Origin of the sequence: Sphingobacterium sp. UBA7249 (assembly GCF_002472835.1) — a bacterium.
GTDB lineage: Bacteria > Bacteroidota > Bacteroidia > Sphingobacteriales > Sphingobacteriaceae > Sphingobacterium > Sphingobacterium prati.
Map to the genome: position 1 here is coordinate 399399 of NZ_DKST01000001.1, position 17454 is coordinate 416852.

The 17454-nt window shown below is 41.6% G+C and carries 11 protein-coding genes; 4 read left to right on the top strand and 7 right to left on the bottom strand.

What is annotated here, in order from left to right; translation table 11 throughout:
* The first annotated feature begins 122 nt into the window (after positions 1-122).
* The 4 genes from leuB (at position 123) to B4A24_RS01360 (ending at position 4526) form a co-directional block, all read left to right on the top strand.
* The gene (gene leuB / locus B4A24_RS01345; protein ID WP_293941682.1) at positions 123-1196 is read left to right on the top strand and encodes a 3-isopropylmalate dehydrogenase; all 1074 of its coding nucleotides are present in this window, start codon (positions 123-125) and stop codon (positions 1194-1196) included.
* Positions 1197-1236: 40 nt separating this feature from the next.
* Entirely contained in the window at positions 1237-2400 is a 1164-nt protein-coding gene (locus tag B4A24_RS01350; protein WP_293941685.1) for a 2-isopropylmalate synthase, read from the top strand.
* A 65-nt stretch (positions 2401-2465) separates the two neighbouring features.
* The gene (gene ilvA, locus B4A24_RS01355) at positions 2466-3713 is read left to right on the top strand and encodes a threonine ammonia-lyase IlvA (protein ID WP_172396208.1); all 1248 of its coding nucleotides are present in this window, start codon (positions 2466-2468) and stop codon (positions 3711-3713) included.
* A 297-nt stretch (positions 3714-4010) separates the two neighbouring features.
* Entirely contained in the window at positions 4011-4526 is a 516-nt protein-coding gene (locus tag B4A24_RS01360; RefSeq protein WP_293941688.1) for a DUF2911 domain-containing protein, read from the top strand.
* A 95-nt stretch (positions 4527-4621) separates the two neighbouring features.
* On the opposite strand, the gene B4A24_RS01365 is transcribed toward B4A24_RS01360, so the two are convergent.
* The 7 genes from B4A24_RS01365 to B4A24_RS01395 form a co-directional block, all read right to left on the bottom strand.
* Positions 4622-6520 carry a sodium:solute symporter family protein gene (locus tag B4A24_RS01365; RefSeq protein WP_293941690.1) on the bottom strand — a complete coding sequence of 633 codons (1899 nt, stop codon included), beginning with the start codon at positions 6518-6520 and terminating at the stop codon, positions 4622-4624.
* 42 nt (positions 6521-6562) lie between these two features.
* The gene (locus tag B4A24_RS01370; protein WP_293941693.1) at positions 6563-7468 is read right to left on the bottom strand and encodes an endonuclease/exonuclease/phosphatase family protein; all 906 of its coding nucleotides are present in this window, start codon (positions 7466-7468) and stop codon (positions 6563-6565) included.
* A gap of 169 nt (positions 7469-7637) precedes the next feature.
* Positions 7638-8849 carry a glycosidase gene (locus B4A24_RS01375; protein ID WP_293941696.1) on the bottom strand — a complete coding sequence of 404 codons (1212 nt, stop codon included), beginning with the start codon at positions 8847-8849 and terminating at the stop codon, positions 7638-7640.
* A 29-nt stretch (positions 8850-8878) separates the two neighbouring features.
* Positions 8879-10699: an aryl-sulfate sulfotransferase gene (locus tag B4A24_RS01380; protein ID WP_293941699.1), complete on the bottom strand. Its 1821-nt coding sequence runs from the start codon at positions 10697-10699 to the stop codon at positions 8879-8881.
* Positions 10700-11132: 433 nt separating this feature from the next.
* Complete coding sequence (locus B4A24_RS01385; RefSeq protein WP_293941702.1) at positions 11133-12758, bottom strand: RagB/SusD family nutrient uptake outer membrane protein; 1626 nt, start codon at positions 12756-12758, stop codon at positions 11133-11135.
* Between the two features lie 53 nt (positions 12759-12811).
* Positions 12812-15826, bottom strand: a complete 3015-nt coding sequence (locus B4A24_RS01390) for a SusC/RagA family TonB-linked outer membrane protein (RefSeq protein ID WP_293941705.1) — start codon at positions 15824-15826, stop codon at positions 12812-12814.
* 514 nt (positions 15827-16340) lie between these two features.
* Positions 16341-17210 (bottom strand): AraC family transcriptional regulator, encoded by an 870-nt coding sequence (locus tag B4A24_RS01395; protein ID WP_293941708.1) that lies wholly within the window; start codon positions 17208-17210, stop codon positions 16341-16343.
* Positions 17211-17454 lie beyond the last annotated feature (244 nt).

Genomic DNA, 17454 nt, shown 5'->3' on the forward strand with positions numbered 1-17454 from the left:
GATAGATTATAGATATTAGACAATGGATAGGAAAAATCCCTAGGGAGACGTTTAGTAAGCCATTGGCTTGTACAACTAAAATCTCAATACTCCGATCTAATATCTCAATACTAAATAAAACAATGAAGAAAAATATTTTAATCATACCTGGAGATGGTATTGGCCAAGAGGTAACCACCTGGGGTAAAAAAGTTTTAGAAAAGATTGGTGAAAATTATGGCCATGAATTCAGTTTTGATGAGGCGATCATGGGACATACAGCTATTGAGGCTACAGGTAATCCACTTCCAGACGAAACGTTGGAGAAAGCGAAAGCTTCTGATGCCATCCTTTTTGGTGCAATCGGACATATTAAGTACGACAACGATCCTTCGGCTAAAGTAAGACCAGAACAGGGCTTGCTGAAGATCCGTAAAGAATTAGGTCTATATGCCAATCTTCGTCCCATCCTTTTATTTGATGAATTATTGGATGCTTCGAGTTTAAAACCTGAGATCTTGAAAGGAACAGATATTCTATTTTTCCGTGAGCTGACAGGTGACGTGTATTTTGGTGAGAAAAACCGCAATGAGGACAACACCTTCGCGTCAGATTTGATGAACTATCACCGCTATGAAGTTGAGCGTATCGCACGCAAAGCTTTTGATGCGGCACGTACACGAAACAAGAGATTATGTTCTGTCGACAAAGCCAATGTATTGGAGACATCTCGCCTATGGAGAGAAGTTGTCCAGGAAATTGCAAAAGAATACCCAGACGTTGAAACTGAACACATGTTTATCGACAACGCAGCAATGCAATTGGTTAAGAATCCGAAGAAATTTGATGTGGTATTAACAGCAAATCTTTTTGGCGATATCCTGACGGACGAGGCTTCACAGATTGCTGGATCAATGGGGATGTTAGCCTCGGCTTCTGTGGGCGATGGTACCGGTTTCTTTGAGCCTATCCACGGTTCGGCGCATGATATCGCGGGTCAGAATAAGGCGAACCCACTTGCTTCAATTTTATCAGCTGCATTAATGCTAGACATTAGCTTTGGCCTCCAAGCAGAGGCAAAAGCAGTGACTAATGCTGTTGCTGAAACGCTTAAAGCAGGCTGGAGAACCGGTGATATCGCGAATACCAATACAGAGGCTTCCAAAATCCTAGGCACTCAGGAAATGGGCGAAAAAGTATTGGGGTTTATTAGATAGTATACCCTTTTAATTTGTAAATCTTTTGAATTAAGAAATTATGTTACACGATCCTAATCATCTTTACATCTTCGACACCACATTACGTGATGGCGAACAGGTACCAGGCTGCCAATTAACTACTCCGGAGAAAATTGAGATCGCTAAAGACCTGGAAAAACTGGGTGTAGATATCATCGAAGCCGGTTTCCCCGTGTCAAGCCCTGGTGATTTTCAATCTGTTGTAGAATTGTCCAAAGCGGTGAATGATGTTATTATATGTGCATTAACCCGTGCCAATCAAAACGATATTGACGTAGCTGCCGAAGCTTTAAAATTTGCAAAACGTCCGCGTATCCACACCGGAATCGGTTCTTCGGACATGCATATCAAATATAAATTCAATAGTACACGTGAGGAGATCTTAGAACGTGCGGTAGCGGCTGTCAAACACGCTAAATCCTATGTGGAAGATGTCGAATTCTACGCAGAGGATGCAGGTCGTGCAGATTTGGAATTTTTGGCTAAAATGATTGAATCTGTTATTGCTGCAGGTGCTACGGTTGTCAACATTCCTGATACCAACGGTTATTGTTTGCCAGATCAATATGGGGCTAAAATCAAGTATCTTAAGGAACATGTTCGTAATATTGATCAAGCAATTATCTCGGCGCATTGTCACAATGATTTAGGTCTTGCTACAGCCAACTCCATCGCTGCCATACAAAATGGAGCCCGTCAGGTAGAATGTACCATCAATGGTATTGGCGAACGTGCAGGTAATACCTCTTTGGAAGAAGTTGCGATGATCCTTAAGGTGCATAACCAAGCGTTCGGAAGTTTAACTTCAAATATCGATAGCCGTATGTTTACCTATCTATCGCGTAAGGTCAGTGAAATGATGAACATGCCTGTGCAACCCAATAAAGCGATTGTAGGCCGTAATGCCTTTGCACATAGTTCAGGGATCCACCAAGACGGTTTCTTGAAGCATCGTGAAAATTACGAAATCATCCGACCAGAAGATGTGGGCCTTGACGAAGCAGACATTATCTTAACAGCCCGTTCAGGAAGACACGCGCTTAAACACCATTTAGAGCGCTTAGGTTTCCATCTTGAAAAAGATGATCTGGCAGATTGTTATCAACGTTTTTTGCTTTTAGCTGACGAAAAGAAAAATATTTGTGATGATGACCTAAAAAGCCTCATCCAAGAAAAGATATAGAAAATGGAAGGCTGCATCTGCAGCCTTTTTTCATCAAAATACAACCTTAATCATCCTGTAAAAAAATGGATCTATCAACCCTAAACATTAATTCAGAAGCTACGCTTGAACGCATCAAATCGGTGGTCAATCGTACGCCTTTACAATATAACCGACATTTATCCGAAAAATATGGTGCCGAAGTCTATCTCAAACGAGAAGATCTACAAGTGGTACGTTCCTATAAATTGCGCGGTGCTTATAACAAGATTATCTCCCTGACAGACGAAGAAAGACAGCGCGGTGTGGTTTGCGCAAGTGCCGGCAATCACGCTCAGGGAGTAGCTTTTTCTTGCAACAAACTGGGTATTAAAGGTGTTATTTTTATGCCTGGCCCAACGCCACGTCAAAAAATTTCGCAGACCGAAATGTGGGGCAATGGCAATGTTGAAATTGTGTTGACCGGAGATACTTTTGACGATTGTCAAAAAGCTGCCTTGGCTTACACCCAAGAGCATGGTATGACTTTTATTCCCCCATTTGATGATCTTAAAGTCGTGGAAGGACAAGGTACTGTAGCCGTCGAGGCGCTTCAGGATCTTCCCGATATGGATGTCATATTTATTCCGATTGGTGGCGGCGGACTAGCTGCAGGAGCTAGCTATTACCTGAAAAGCAAAAATAAAGCGATCAAATGTTATGGAGTCGAACCTGAAGGTGCACCGTCCATGCAGGCCGCACTGGAAAACGGAGCACCGATTGAACTGGAACAGATCAACAAATTTGTTGATGGCGCTGCTGTAAAAAAAATCGGTGCAATAACATTTGATATTGCCAAGCAATTATTGGATGATACGCGTTCTATTCCAGAAGGTAAAATCTGTACCTGTATCTTAGAACTCTATAATAAAGATGCCATCGTCGTCGAACCAGCTGGAGCACTTTCCGTCGCAGCGCTAGAGTTCCACAAAGATGAAATTAAAGGCAAGAAAGTAGTCTGTATCATATCTGGCGGGAATAATGATATCGACCGGATGAGCGAGATCAAAGAACTGTCCTTACTTTATGAAGGATACAAACATTATTTTATCGTCCGCTTCCCACAACGTCCGGGAGCATTAAAACTTTTCGTCTCCGAAGTATTGGGGCCTAAAGACGATATTACCCGATTTGAATTTATCAAAAAAACGGAACGGGAACGTGGTCCAGCCTTAGTCGGCATTGAACTCAACAAACCCGAAGATTATGATACCTTAATTACCCGTATGAAAGAGTACAAATTTGATGTAATTGAAATCAATAAAGACCAAACATTATTCGAGTATTTGGTATAAAAACAAAAATCGGCAATTTAAATACAGTGCCCTCAAAAGTTAGACAAAAAGCTTTTTGAGGGCATTTTTAGTACAGAACAAGCATCATAATACTTCACTCAGCAATAAAGCGCTCCACGGCAATGTATCAACTGTCATAGTTGTAGGGATGATGTTACGCTTTTATCGAACTGCATTATACTTCCCTAATATAAAGACAGACCTACTTAATGCATACATTCAATTTATCGATAAAATTATACTAATTACGCAGATAAAAATCTTATATTTAAGTGTTTAATCAAAAATAAGCATGCTATGAGAGTATTAATTTTCACAATTTTGACCTTAATAGGTCAACTTACCTTTGCGCAGACAGACAAAAGCAAACGTCCAAGTCCTCCAGACCACACCAAAGTAACCACAACCGATGGTATTACGATCGATATCAATTATAGCCGGCCTTCACTTAAAGGCCGTCAGCTTGGTGTTGATATCGCTCCCATTGGAAAAGTTTGGCGTACCGGAGCCAACGAAGCCACCACGATCGAATTTAATAAGGATGTGCTGGTCGAAGGCAAAAAACTGCCCGCTGGAAAATACGGTCTTTATAGTATCCCCGGAGAACACGAAACAACCTTGATGTTCAACAAAGTATGGAACCAATGGGGAACAAAATATGAAGCCAATGAAGATGCCCTACGTGTCTCCGTTAGCAATGGCACAAGCAGCAATGCGCAAGAGCAGTTTAAGATAAGTGCTACACCAGAAGGCACTGTATCCTTGGAATGGGGAGAATATGTGGTTCCCTTTAAGGTTAAAGCGAGTAATTAACTGATCGGAATCGACTAATCCGTTTTGCAGAAAAAGGACATTTTCAAACAGAAATCATGTCCTTTTTCTGTATCTGCAGGCACTCTGGGCTAGGGCTAATCAACAGCAGTCTTATCTTTTGTATGCAGGCCATATTTTTCCATAAAAATAGTATACTCCTCTTCGTCACGGTTCATTTTATCATACCAGTTCTTTTTAAGGATAAGCGTAGTAATTCCCAATATCAAGATTGTTGTCAGCAATCCCTGCCCCTCTTTAATCACAATATACATCGGAAGCAATGTCAAACAACATTGCCATATTATCCCAACAAGCACATTAAACATATCTCGTTTAAAGTGGTCATTCTTTTTCAGATCCGGGTATTTTTCAAGCGCTTTTTGGTGAATAGGCGCCCAAAAGCCCCAAGGTCGTATACGCACATAAAAATCAATAAGGACATCCTCTTCGGTGGGCTTAGATAACCAGGTCCCCGCAAAACAGCCCAGCAAAGAAAGGGTAAACAAGAACGGGAAGAAATATAACGGAAGGGTATCTGGAAAAAACTGTGGGAGTATTACTGCACCAAATATGCCAGTCAACATCCCCCAAAAAAATCCAGCGCCATTAAACCGCCACCAGTGCCATTTTAATACATTGGCCGCAATGTACCCACCGTATAAGGCGGATACGATCCATTGTAATACCGAATTGATATTCTGCACGTATAAACCAATAATGGTACTACAGACGACCACTGCGATAGAAACAACATAACTCAAACGGATCTGCTTCCTGGGTGAAGCAGACCGATACATAAACTTCAACAGCACATCATTTACCAGATAAGCCTGTGCTGCATTGACTGTTGAAGCGAAAGAAGACATAAATGCCGCCAAAAGGCCCGCTAGTAATAATCCGGTCAACCCAACCTTTCCAAAGCGGCTGATCGCTTTGGGCAAAATAATCTCAAAATCCATCTGATTGCCCATTTGTGCAAATTCATCCCGAAAAAACACCAATGCCAATACCGTGAAGCCCATAATCATTAAATAGCGGGGAATAAGCAGGATTACAGAAACCGAACCACTCATTAAGGCTGCTTCTTTCGGAGATCTACAAGCCAATATTTTCTGCATATCGTAATTGGCGGCCGGCCCTGCCATACTCATAAATATGCCCTTAAAAAGCATCATCATGACAAATATGGAGAATAGATTATATTGATCTGCAGCGATCCTATCCATAATGGAAGGAAGTAAAGTACGCCAATCTAAGTCCAATTGCCAGCCAAAGAAAGGTGAGTCCCAGCCTTCCGGTGTATTAGCTGCCAGAAGTTCCGGACTAACCTGCTGCATCGCAATAACAGCAATAGCTATCCCCGAAATAATCATGATACCAAATTTGACCATATCTGCCCAGACAATACTGTGCATCCCACCCAGCATAACATAAAAAGTTGTAATCGCTGTAAAGAAAATGCCATACAATTGCGGAGCCATAGCGGGATCAATCGTCAATGGTATAAAACGGGACAACTGCTCCCACGGGAAAAACACTTCCATGAATTTTCCTATACCAATAAAGCCATAACACAAAAATCCCAGCACCGCAACAATGGCATAAAGAATGACAATGGTATAAGCGCCATCGGCCCCTCTACCGTGACCAAAACGTGTACGGATCCATTCTGCACCGGTCAATACATTCGACCGTCGCAGCCATACCGATAGATAAACCATCAGAAAGATCTGATTGAAGACAGGCCATAACCAGGGTATCCACATACTTTTTAAGCCATATACAAAGGCAAGATAGACCATCCACATGGTTCCGGAAATATCAAACATACCCGATGCATCAGAAATACCAAGCATATAATAGGGCAGCGATTTTCCGCCTAAAAAATAGGAGTCAAGATTTTTGGCGGCCCTTTTTTTAAGGATCAAACCAATCACAATCATCGTTAGTAGGTAACTAATGATGATAACTATATCTATTACGGAAATTTCCATGAATATTCTTTTCGTGGTCATCCGCAATCTACAATTATATTTCTATTTCTCCAATTGGTCAATGAGCACCGAAACCGGGTAGTGATCGGATATTCCCTCCAACGCGGAACTATTGTGCACTTCGACCTGCTTCACATGCGACGCCAATGGCTCTGATATCAAGATATAATCAAGACGTTCAGAAATAGCCGCTAGGCGCGAGTCTCCCCATGTCCAATTATAAAGCGTTGCAGCGGGGTAGCTCGCGCGCTTAGTATCCGGAAACACAGACCGTCCTATACAATCGTCAAAACCTGCTGCCAGGAAAGTAGATAAGACCCTGTAATCAAATCTACCGCAGCTCATATTACCAAATTGCGGATGCTCCCGATCCCATTTTGTCAAATTTGCCTTGAGTATAGGTTTCTTCTCTAGCCAGATGGCATCTAAGGGAGAATATGCGTTCAGGTCGCCCAGAATAATGCAGCTATCGAGCAGATTCTTCTTCACATATTCCGTAATCTGAATTGCTTCTTTGAGGCGAAACTCCCAGGAAAAGGGGCTTAGATGCGTCAGGATAAAATTTAAATTTCTGATCTTAACATGCAGCATACCATGCCAAAACCCATCCAGCTGGGCTTTGATGAGCGTGATCGGATAGCGCGATGAAATCCCAACGGGATAACCCTCCTCCTTTAACAATACAGTGTAACTGTGTCCATATGTTTTCGCCAATTGCTGTAGATCAGTTTGCTTAAAACCCACTAATTCCTGTAACGCCACAATATCAGGTTTTTCTTTTTGCATCCATTCACTAAACTTCGTCTTGCGATCCGCTTGCTGTTCAAACCCATTCCAGATATTATAGGAGATAATTTTCAATTCAGCCTGTCCTTGTGCACGCACAAAAGACATCAAGCACAATAAACTAATGAGTGCGCATATTTTAATTGGAGTGTTCTTTAGCATAACATTTGGTTATTCATTATAGCTTTCTTTTGTTTATGTATTCCTTTATTTTCTACCTGATTATCCCATTAGTCTCTGCCCGATGCAAATTGATTAAGCCCATCTTATAAATTAGGCTACGTTTTACACAACAAGCAAAATACAGCTTACCGATTAGCTTCACCTCGTTCTATTTTACGAAATGACTCTTCGGTCCGCTGTTTTCATTATTCACATAACGCGCGTTATGATCAATCAGATTGACCACTTTCTGAAGCGATTCCGCGGAACGAAGCCCATCAGCGGGCGTATTCAGGCAATAATCCAGCAGTTTAGGCACCGAAGAAACCGCAACATGCGTCCGCGTATCGCTGGAAGCGTAATAAATATATACATTATCATCTGCATCTTTAATCCAGCCATTGGAAAACAATACATTGGAGACGTCGCCGACCCTTTCTTCCCCTTCAGGTGCCATAAGATAGCCCGCAGGTTCGGCAATTAATTCACTGGGGTCAGCTAAGCTGGTGAGATAGAGGTACAATACATAGCGTAAACCTGCTGCAGCCCCCCTCACGCCATGCGCAAGATGTAACCAGCCTTTTTCCGTTTTCAGCGGTGCAGGCCCTTCCCCATTTTTGAGTTCCTTGATGGTATGATAAAAACGTTTATTGATAATCTTTTCTTTTCGAATTTCAGCTCTGGTAATATCGTCCACGAGTGCCCAGCCAATACCACCCCCACTCTTTGCGAGAATAAAATCATCTTGGGGACGTGTATAAAAGGCATACTTACCCTGTACAAATTCAGGATGCAGTACCACATTACGTTGCTGGCTATTCGCTTTCAGGTTGGGTAAGCGTTCCCAATGCAGCAAGTCTTTTGAACGGATGATTCCCGCAGCGGCAACAGCACTGGACAGGTCACCCGCAGCAGCATCAGAAGCGTGCTTTTCACTACAAAAAACACCATATATCCAGCCATCTTCATGAGCCGTAAGCCGTAGGTCATAGACATTTGTCTCTTCATTGTCCAAATCAGGCAGCAGCAATGGATGCGCCCAAAAATGGAAGTTATCAATGCCATTATCACTCTCTGCAATGGCAAAAATGGATTTCCGGTCAACACCCTCCACCCGGAGGAACAACAGGTATTTACCATTCCAATAGAGAGCCCCGGCGTTCATTGTTGCGTTGAAAGCGATACGTTCTAAAAAATGTGGATTTGTCAGAGGATTAAAATCATAGCGCCAGGTAAGCGGAATATGCTCTTTGGTCATGACCGGATTTAAATAACGGGTTACTACTTTCCCTGCATTAGAAAGTCCGACATTTGCTTTCTCCAATAATAAGCGTTGTTTTTCGACGACATAAACACATTGATGTTCAAAGGATTCGGACATAAAAATACGTAAGATCAAAAAAATTTTAGTTATAAATTCGCTGGATAAAGTGGTAGACGCGTTACCCGATGAAATGCTGTACCACTACCCGTAGTGATTTCCATTTCAAAGACAAGCTCTTTCGTCTTTGGGTTAATCTCCATCACCCGGCCACCAGTTCCAGCACTCGTTTTCACACCCATACCCGGAAAGAATAGTATATTGCCAGTCTGTGACAGGTATTGTACACCGGATAAGGCCTGCGCAAAGGCTTCGGTTCCCCTTTCTTTTCCATACGACCACAATTGTTGGACAGTTTTCTTGGCCGCATCAATTTTATATTCAACAACCCGGCTATAATTGTTTGCTCCCGATCCAAAATTGGGTATCCAATTACGGTTATAGCCATTATCGAATACCAAAATACGATCCTCAGAAAGGGCTACAGGAGTATGCGGCCCCCACGGCCAATCAAATCCGGCGGTGCTTGCATCACCATTAATAACAGCGGGATCCGTAATGACTGAGCCATCTTCTGCAATAGGCTTCAACAACAACGGTTGATATTTCGCCTCCCAAAATTTATGTGGAGATATCATCCATTGTGGCTGTCCGGAATGATTAAAACGCAAGATACCCTGATAACGTAAAGTCGCCAATAAATCATCTCCAATTTCTGCAATGGAATTGTTGTGTGCCCAATTATTGGGCGTCTGTGAGAATGCAGGCGGTGTAATGCCGTCAGGTTTTACATAGCGCATGGTATCAAGTTGTTTGCTGAGATCCCATTCATTGACTAAATCTCCTGTTTGAGGATTCAATTCGATGATATGATCATTAACACGAGGCTCACCATTCACCAAACGTGCGGAATTCTTGGTGACTGTTATCAAAAAATTACCATTAGTAGCTTCTGTAATTTCATGGTGAAATCCATAGCCCATTTTGGCAAGATCCCATTCACGTTTCAAATTTCCGAACATATCAATTTCCACTACCCTTTGCTGCGCTTGGTCACCGGCAATAAAAGTTCCGATTTTAGTACGCTTAAGGCCAATGGAATAAGAGAGACGTTGCAATTCGGGAGATGATTTAAGCTGTAGAAGCCAGCGTAATTCCCCCTCTTGGTCGACCATATAAGGAAGTGAAACATCGGCTTCACTTCGACCAGGATAATGTACGAGGTTCAGTCCCGGCTCCATTTTGTCTGCTCGGGATTTTACAATCTTCCACCTTGGGAAGTCTTGTACTGTCAATGCCGCAGTCTGAATATGTATGGTAGTTTTCCCCCGTTCATTGCCTTCCCGATCGGTAAAAATCAGATTAACGACGTTGTCGTGATCAGGATACAAGCCCAGTATAGGCACACTTTGACGTGGAATATCGGCATGGCATAAATGTGTAATTGTACCAGCTGATCCGTTTTTCCCTTGCACTATCACTTTTACACGGCCATAAGTAGGTAGCCAGAGATCGACCATGGCTGCCAATGGGTTATACCCCGAGGGATTGAGTTTGATCTTTTCGATCGTATAATCGAGCGATTTCCCTTTCGTCGGAACTATCAATTTGGACCCGTCACTAAATGTAAGATCAGTGCGCCAGCGTTCCAGTTCAGGTTCTATTTTTGAAATATCCTCCAGAGGAATGTTTACACTTCCTTTTTCAAAATGGAAGATATACTCTTCTGTTTTTTTTGCGATGTCCAGCAATAGCTCGCCATCCTCAACTTTTGCACTTAGGGATAGTTTTGCGATTGATTCTACCGGTCTTTCCTGATCTTTTTTACAAGAAACAAGCAATAAAATTAATATTGCAGGATACAGAACCATATTTTCAAATGACCTACCTATTCTTTTCGTAGCTATCATACAGTTATTTCGTTAAAAAAATGGAGCTTTTTCTATGTTCCAGCGAAAATACCGTGCTGGATAAAACTTAATGGAATGCATACAACACCTGTATCAAATTACGGCCACTAAAACCTCAACAATCATCTTTATATTCTTTGCAAATCAATTCTTGTTATCAACTCAATAGCACAGGAGAAAATCAGCTATCATACGAACTTGATCTACGAGCAAGTATGCATATAAACGAAAGATGATCTGAAGGCAATGAGATGAAAGTTCCGAAATCTGTCTCAGGGGATCAGATTTTAGGCCTTTTAAAATTAATGTTAGATCATTCTCCATCATACTTTTCAATTTTAATGATGAATAAATTTAAAGGGATGAAGAATTAACGATACTTCCGTTTTTACGATTTTATTGGGAGGATCGAACAACCCTCCCAATAAATTCTTTATCGCCACAATGGATGTTGCTGAATTTTTCCATTTGTATTGATCTCACCTTCAGGAATCGGCAAATAATAATGCTTAGGTTGGAAATTATTAGCCCCCTGCTTCTTATTATCGACAAAAATCTGTTTCATTTGTGCTGGTGTATACCAGCGTTTTAGATCGAAAAAGCGATGTCCCTCAAAGAAAAATTCCAGTTCATTTTGTTTGATCACCTCCTTCATCAACTCATCGGCATTGGCCCAAGTTTTATTTGCTAAACCTGCGCGATCACGAACACGCTTCAAACTAGATGCGGCTCCAGCGGTGTTTCCATTTTTTGCACAGGCTTCGGCATGCAACAACAATACTTCAGCAAAACGGAATACACGAAGATTATTATTCCGGTTGGCAGCATCATACATACTATTTGCTCCGGAGATATTGCGATAAAAATTAGTATACTTCTTAATGAGGAAACGACCAGTTTTACCATCAATTGTTGGGAAAGTAGGCTCACCGCGCTGACGTTTAGGTCCAGCATTGCTCCACATAAGGTCAAAAGATTGATTCCCAAACCAGGCACCATCAGTAAGTCCCGTTTCATAGTCAGAGTATTTCCAAAAGAAACTCGTATACATCCGTTTATCAAAACGCGTATCAGCGCCCGCAGGACGTTCTTCCGAAATAAAGTCACGAACGACAGCTGCCCCTGGCATTAATTTAAACCAAGCACCTGTGCCATCTGGCCCAGCAAAGTTCGGTAGAACGAATCCCATAGCACAAGAAGCACAATCTACGCCCCAATTGCCATCCCCTCCAAATTTACTATCGTAGACTATTTCCCAAACTGATTCTTTATTAAGTTTGGTCGTTTCCTTGAAATTATCTTCAAAATTAGTCATCAAATCATAGGTATAGGGTGCTGTCAATAAGGTTTTCAGTTCAGCTTCGGCCTCAGCATATTGTTTGGTATATACCAGTGCCTTTCCCAGATAGGCAACCGCTGCCCCTTTCGTAATCCGTCCAGCTTCGGCTGCAGATCGTGTTACCGGTAGATTGTCCTTCGCTATTTTAAAATCCGCAATGACCTGTTTCCAGACCTCGGCTTCCGGTGCTGAAGGTTTGCTCGCGCCATCTGGATCATCATCTGTCGGCAACACACGCAAAGGCACATCACCATAATTTGCCGCCAGCAGAAAATAATACATCCCTCTTAAAAAGTTCGCTTCCCCCACCAATTCCTTCTTCCTGTTTTCATCCATCGAAACCCGTGGGATATTTTTCAAAAACACATTTGCTCTGTTTATTCCACTATACAAGCTACCGAAATCGCTCTCCGGCGTACCCGCTGAATTGAGAAAATTGATATATTCCCAAGTAAACGCTTCCTCACCACTGAGAAACCACATATCGTCCGCTCTATTCATCGTTTGATAGCCACCATAGGCCCCATAGTAACCTGACATTTGTGAGCGAATTGGTGAATAAATCGTAGCCATTGCAGATTGAGCATCGGATTCAATTCTCCAATAGGTTTCCTCAATGGGTAAATTGGGGTTGTTTCGATCCAAAAAATCTGACTTACAACCTCCTAAAAACAATAAGGACGCCGCTATAACCGTATATTTTTTTATTGAAAAGTTCATCTATATCGTATTTTAAAACATAAAATTTATTTATATAACAGATCGATTATCCATTAAAAATTAGCCTGAACACCAAACATAATCGTTCGTGCCAATGGGAAACGACCATGATCTGTACCAGCTGTCAATACACCTGATGGTGTTCCATTATCACCATTACTTTGGCCCAAATCTGGTGTATAGCCTTTATATTTTGTCACTGTAAACAAATTGTCTCCAGCCAGAAATACGCGTGCATTTTTCAAAGTAGCCTTACTTAGCCATTGTGCTGGCAATGTATAGCCTACTTCAATCGTTTTTAAACGGAAGAAAGCTCCGCTCTCAATCCAACGGTCACTGACCCGGCGCTTATTGTCATTTGGATCCTCTCGCGTGTACCGTGGAATATCCGTATTTGGTTTGCTTGCTGTCCAAGAATCCAGTAAACGAACGGAATGATTATTCACTTCGTTGGTTTGTTCTGTGCGTGCTCGGGTATAGTTATAAATCTTATTACCATACATACCATCAAAAAAGACAGTCATATCGAATCCTTTATAGTCTATGCCCCCGCGGATACCATAAGCAAGTTTAGGGAAAGGACTTCCAACATATTGACGGTCATTATTGTCAATACGACCATCTTTGTTATAATCTACAAATTTGATATCCCCCGCAGCAGCATTCGGTTGAATTACATTACCTTCTGCTGATTTATAGGCTTGAGCTTCAGCATCTGACTGGAAAAGTCCATCTGTTTGGATTACCCAAAAGCCTCCTATTGGATACCCAACCTTGGCCCAAGTGATCGTTCCCTCCCCTTGCGGATTATAACCTCCAAATTCCTGTACATTACCTATAGTAACAGCCTTCACTTCATTTTTCACGGTAGAAGCATTAATGCCAATGTTATAGTTCAATTCTCCAACAGAATTCTTGTATGTCGCTAATAGCTCAAAACCTTTGTTGCTAATTGTACCCGCATTCATCACTGGTGTTCCCTTAAGTCCAGCGGAAGGAGGTTGATTGATACCTAGAAGAATATCCTTGGTCTCACGCACGTAATAATCAGCACTGATGTTCAATTTCTTTTGCATAAATGCCAAATCCAACCCAATATTGCTTGTCGCTGTTTCTTCCCAAGTCAGATTTCGAGGCGAAACCCAGTTGATACCTGTACTTGCCCCCTGCCACCAGGTACCTCCTTGTAAATAATTGATACCGTAGGTGGTTATCCGCTGTGTGGTGTAATTTGCAATTTCCTGATTACCCAGTCGACCATAACTAGCACGGAGTTTAAATTCATTGACTGTACCTTTTGCTGTTTCGAAAAATTTCTCATTCATCACGTTCCAACCCAAAGCGATAGACGGGAATACCCCATATCGGGCTCCATCTGCGAATTTGGAAGAACCATCACGACGTATTGTAGCTGTAAGTAGATAACGACTATCATAACTATACATCACCCGTCCAAACTGGGAAATCAATGCGGCTTCATTTAAGCTACCTGAGGTTGTTTGTTCTGTTGGAGAAGCTGCATCAATAGCATCCGTACCTAATGGAAGATTATTTCTTCCCACACCAAAACCGCGATTGGTATTTTCTTGCGCAGAATAACCTGCTAGAATAGAAATGGTATGTTTATCAAATGTGTTATCGTAATGTAATGTATTTTCAACTAACCATTGATTGTTAAAAAATGCGCTTTCATTAAGAAAAGATTTACGCACATCGGTACCATAGGTATAGGCGTCCCCTTTATTATAATTCCTTCCTGTCGTTCGATTAACCCCAACATTCAATTTATATTTCAACCCTTTAACGAACAGATCCACCTCAGCATATCCATTGAGCATGAGATCTGTCTGATATACATGTCGGTTAAATAAGTTCAAAATCCCCACTGGATTGTCCAAGTTCTTCATCCATGGCGCATAAGTAGCATATCCACCAACTAAATTGGCATCATAAATGGGTACCAGCGCGTTTTGCCGCAAAATATCTGTAATGGTCAGCTCTGAAAATTTACGGTCACCTGATTTTATCAAGAAGGTATTTCCTACCCGTAAGTGGTTGTTAAAAAAACTAAAGGTATTTTTTGTACGTAGATTGAAGGCTTTATAACCGGTAGTCTTCAAAATACCTTGTTGATTTAAATAACCTCCGGACACACTATAGGTCGACTGTTCACCCCCTCCCGAAATATCTAGATTGACCTTATTAACTGGGGCTGTGCGAAACACTTCGTCTTGCCAGTTGGTATTTGTATTCAGATTTTGCGCTTCTGTTGGTAGATACCCATTATCATGCTGAAACTCTTTCCATTGTGGGCCATCCATCAAATCCATTTTTTTAGGAAGACTTTGAATCCCCGTGTATGCATTTAAACTTAAGGTCGCTGGGCTTGCTTTTCTACCACCTTTTGTGGTAATAATGACGACACCATTGGCCGCCCGAGATCCATAGATCGCCGCCGCAGAAGCATCTTTCAAAACTTCCAACGAAGAAATGTCATTCGGATCCACCATATTGATATCGCCAAATACCCCGTCAATGACGTATAGAGGCGCATTATTACCCAAAGAACTTAAACCACGGACGTTAATACTCATACCTGCACCAGGCGTTCCGCTAGCACTGGATACCGTCACACCAGCAACACGTCCTTGCAAAGCCCCAGCAGCACTTTTGGCTAAATTAGATTGTAGATCTTTTCCAGTCACTGATGCGACGGCACCAGTCAGGTCACTTTTTTTCACTGTACCATATCCGATCACAACAACCTCATCCAAGTCAGTTCCCGATTGAAGGACGATGCTATAGGTTGCCGCGTCATTGACAAGTACCTCCTGTTCCTTCATCCCCACATAAGTAATTTTTAGGGTCTTTCCTTTCTCAACATCAAGCGCAAACGAACCATCGGCGTCCGTCTTTGTACCAGCGGTACCGCCTTTAATGTTCACCGTAGCGCCCACTACTGGCTTATTATCTGCATCAAGTACTTTCCCCCGTACCTTTTGAGATTGCTGAGCCCAAGCAAACGTTCCATAGGCGGAAAGCAGGAGTAGTAAAGCAGTTTTTCTCATATTTTGTCTGTATTTAAGGTTTACAATAAATAGATAGATGTATATAATATGCCTATACGTAATTGGTATGCGACTATTGGTTTATCAGACGAAATTAGAGAAAAGGAAAGGTCACGAATAGCAAGATCAGCTCATTTATATTGTACTTTTAGTTCATATTTCTGATTTCAAAAACAGTAAAAAACAAATACAAACGATTGCGTAAAATCAAAAAGACGGTAAAATTCAACAAATAAAGTGAATTTTGGCAGCACCGAAAAAACACTATAAAACAGCACATTATCATAAATAGGCGATTTTTTCATTGAACTTTGGACTCACTGCAATTGAAGTATGAAGTAAGTTGATTAACGATGTTCAGCACAGCTTTTAAGAGTAGTAATAAACAAATAGCCTAGATATAAAGCCATTTTTAAGGAAGGCATCAATACGATGAACTTCCCCAAACTATTTGTTCAGAAAAAATGCTGTGGATCCCAGGAGAGAACGGAATAATTCAATAATCAAAATACAACTAGATAATCATCTGTTGTTTGCGTAGGCTATTGCGGTACTCAACTGGAGTAATCCCCTTCTTCTTTTTGAATACACGGTAAAAATAAGAGACACTGTTAAAGCCACATTGCTCAACGATATCAGCAATCGGAGTTTCTTCTTTTAATAAACGAACCGCCATATTAATCCGGAAATCAAGAAGATAGTCTGTAAAATTCATGCTTGTCGCTGTTTTTAGAAAACGGGAGAAGGTCGACTTGCTCATGTTCATGATCGCAGCCACCATAGGTAGATTTAACTCTTTATTGACATTGGTAACCACATATTCTTGCAAACGCCCCATAAGCAGCTCGCTATTGCTCAAAACAGTATTGGTTGCTGTAGATAGGATACGGATATCCTCTCCTTTTGACAGTTCATAGAGCAAGACAAACAGTTTCATCACCGAATAAAAACCATCTCGTTCCAAAGTCAGTATCCGGAGCAGCGGGAGGACACGGTCAACCGTGTTCTTACCAAAAACCACCCCGCGCGAGGCTTTGGCCAAAAGCTGTTGTATGCTTGCAAATTGCTTTTTATCCAAATACTGTTCGATGAGCGAGGGGTGAAACTGGATCGTGATTTCATGAATATCATTGGATTGGCATTCCCCATCTTTCCAGGCATGCTCAAGCTCAGGACTTGCAATCAGTACCAGGTCATGCTCACCAATCGTTTCTACCGAATTACCAATAATCCGCTGGGCACCAGCAGCACCTTCTACATAATTAAGCTCGTACTCGGGATGAATATGGACTGGAAAGGTAAAAGAAGATTTCCTTCGATCAAAGACCACAAAACAGTCGTCAGAAGACAATGGAGATTTTTCTCTAAAGATATCAGGCCTCATAATCGGATTTTCCCCTTTGGTAAATTATCCAAACTTAATTAAAATTCTAGGCATAATCAACCTTATTCTTTTATAGATTTCACCCCTATTGTTGTTAAGCAACTGTGTTCAATACTTAAGAACAGGGCATGGTCATCTAAAGCGGTCTACCCGCTACTTAGCGGAACAAAATGTTCTTGTTTTACATCTTTTTTCGGAAAATAGGCTAAATAAAAAAAGAGACTGCTTCTTTCAAACAGTCTCT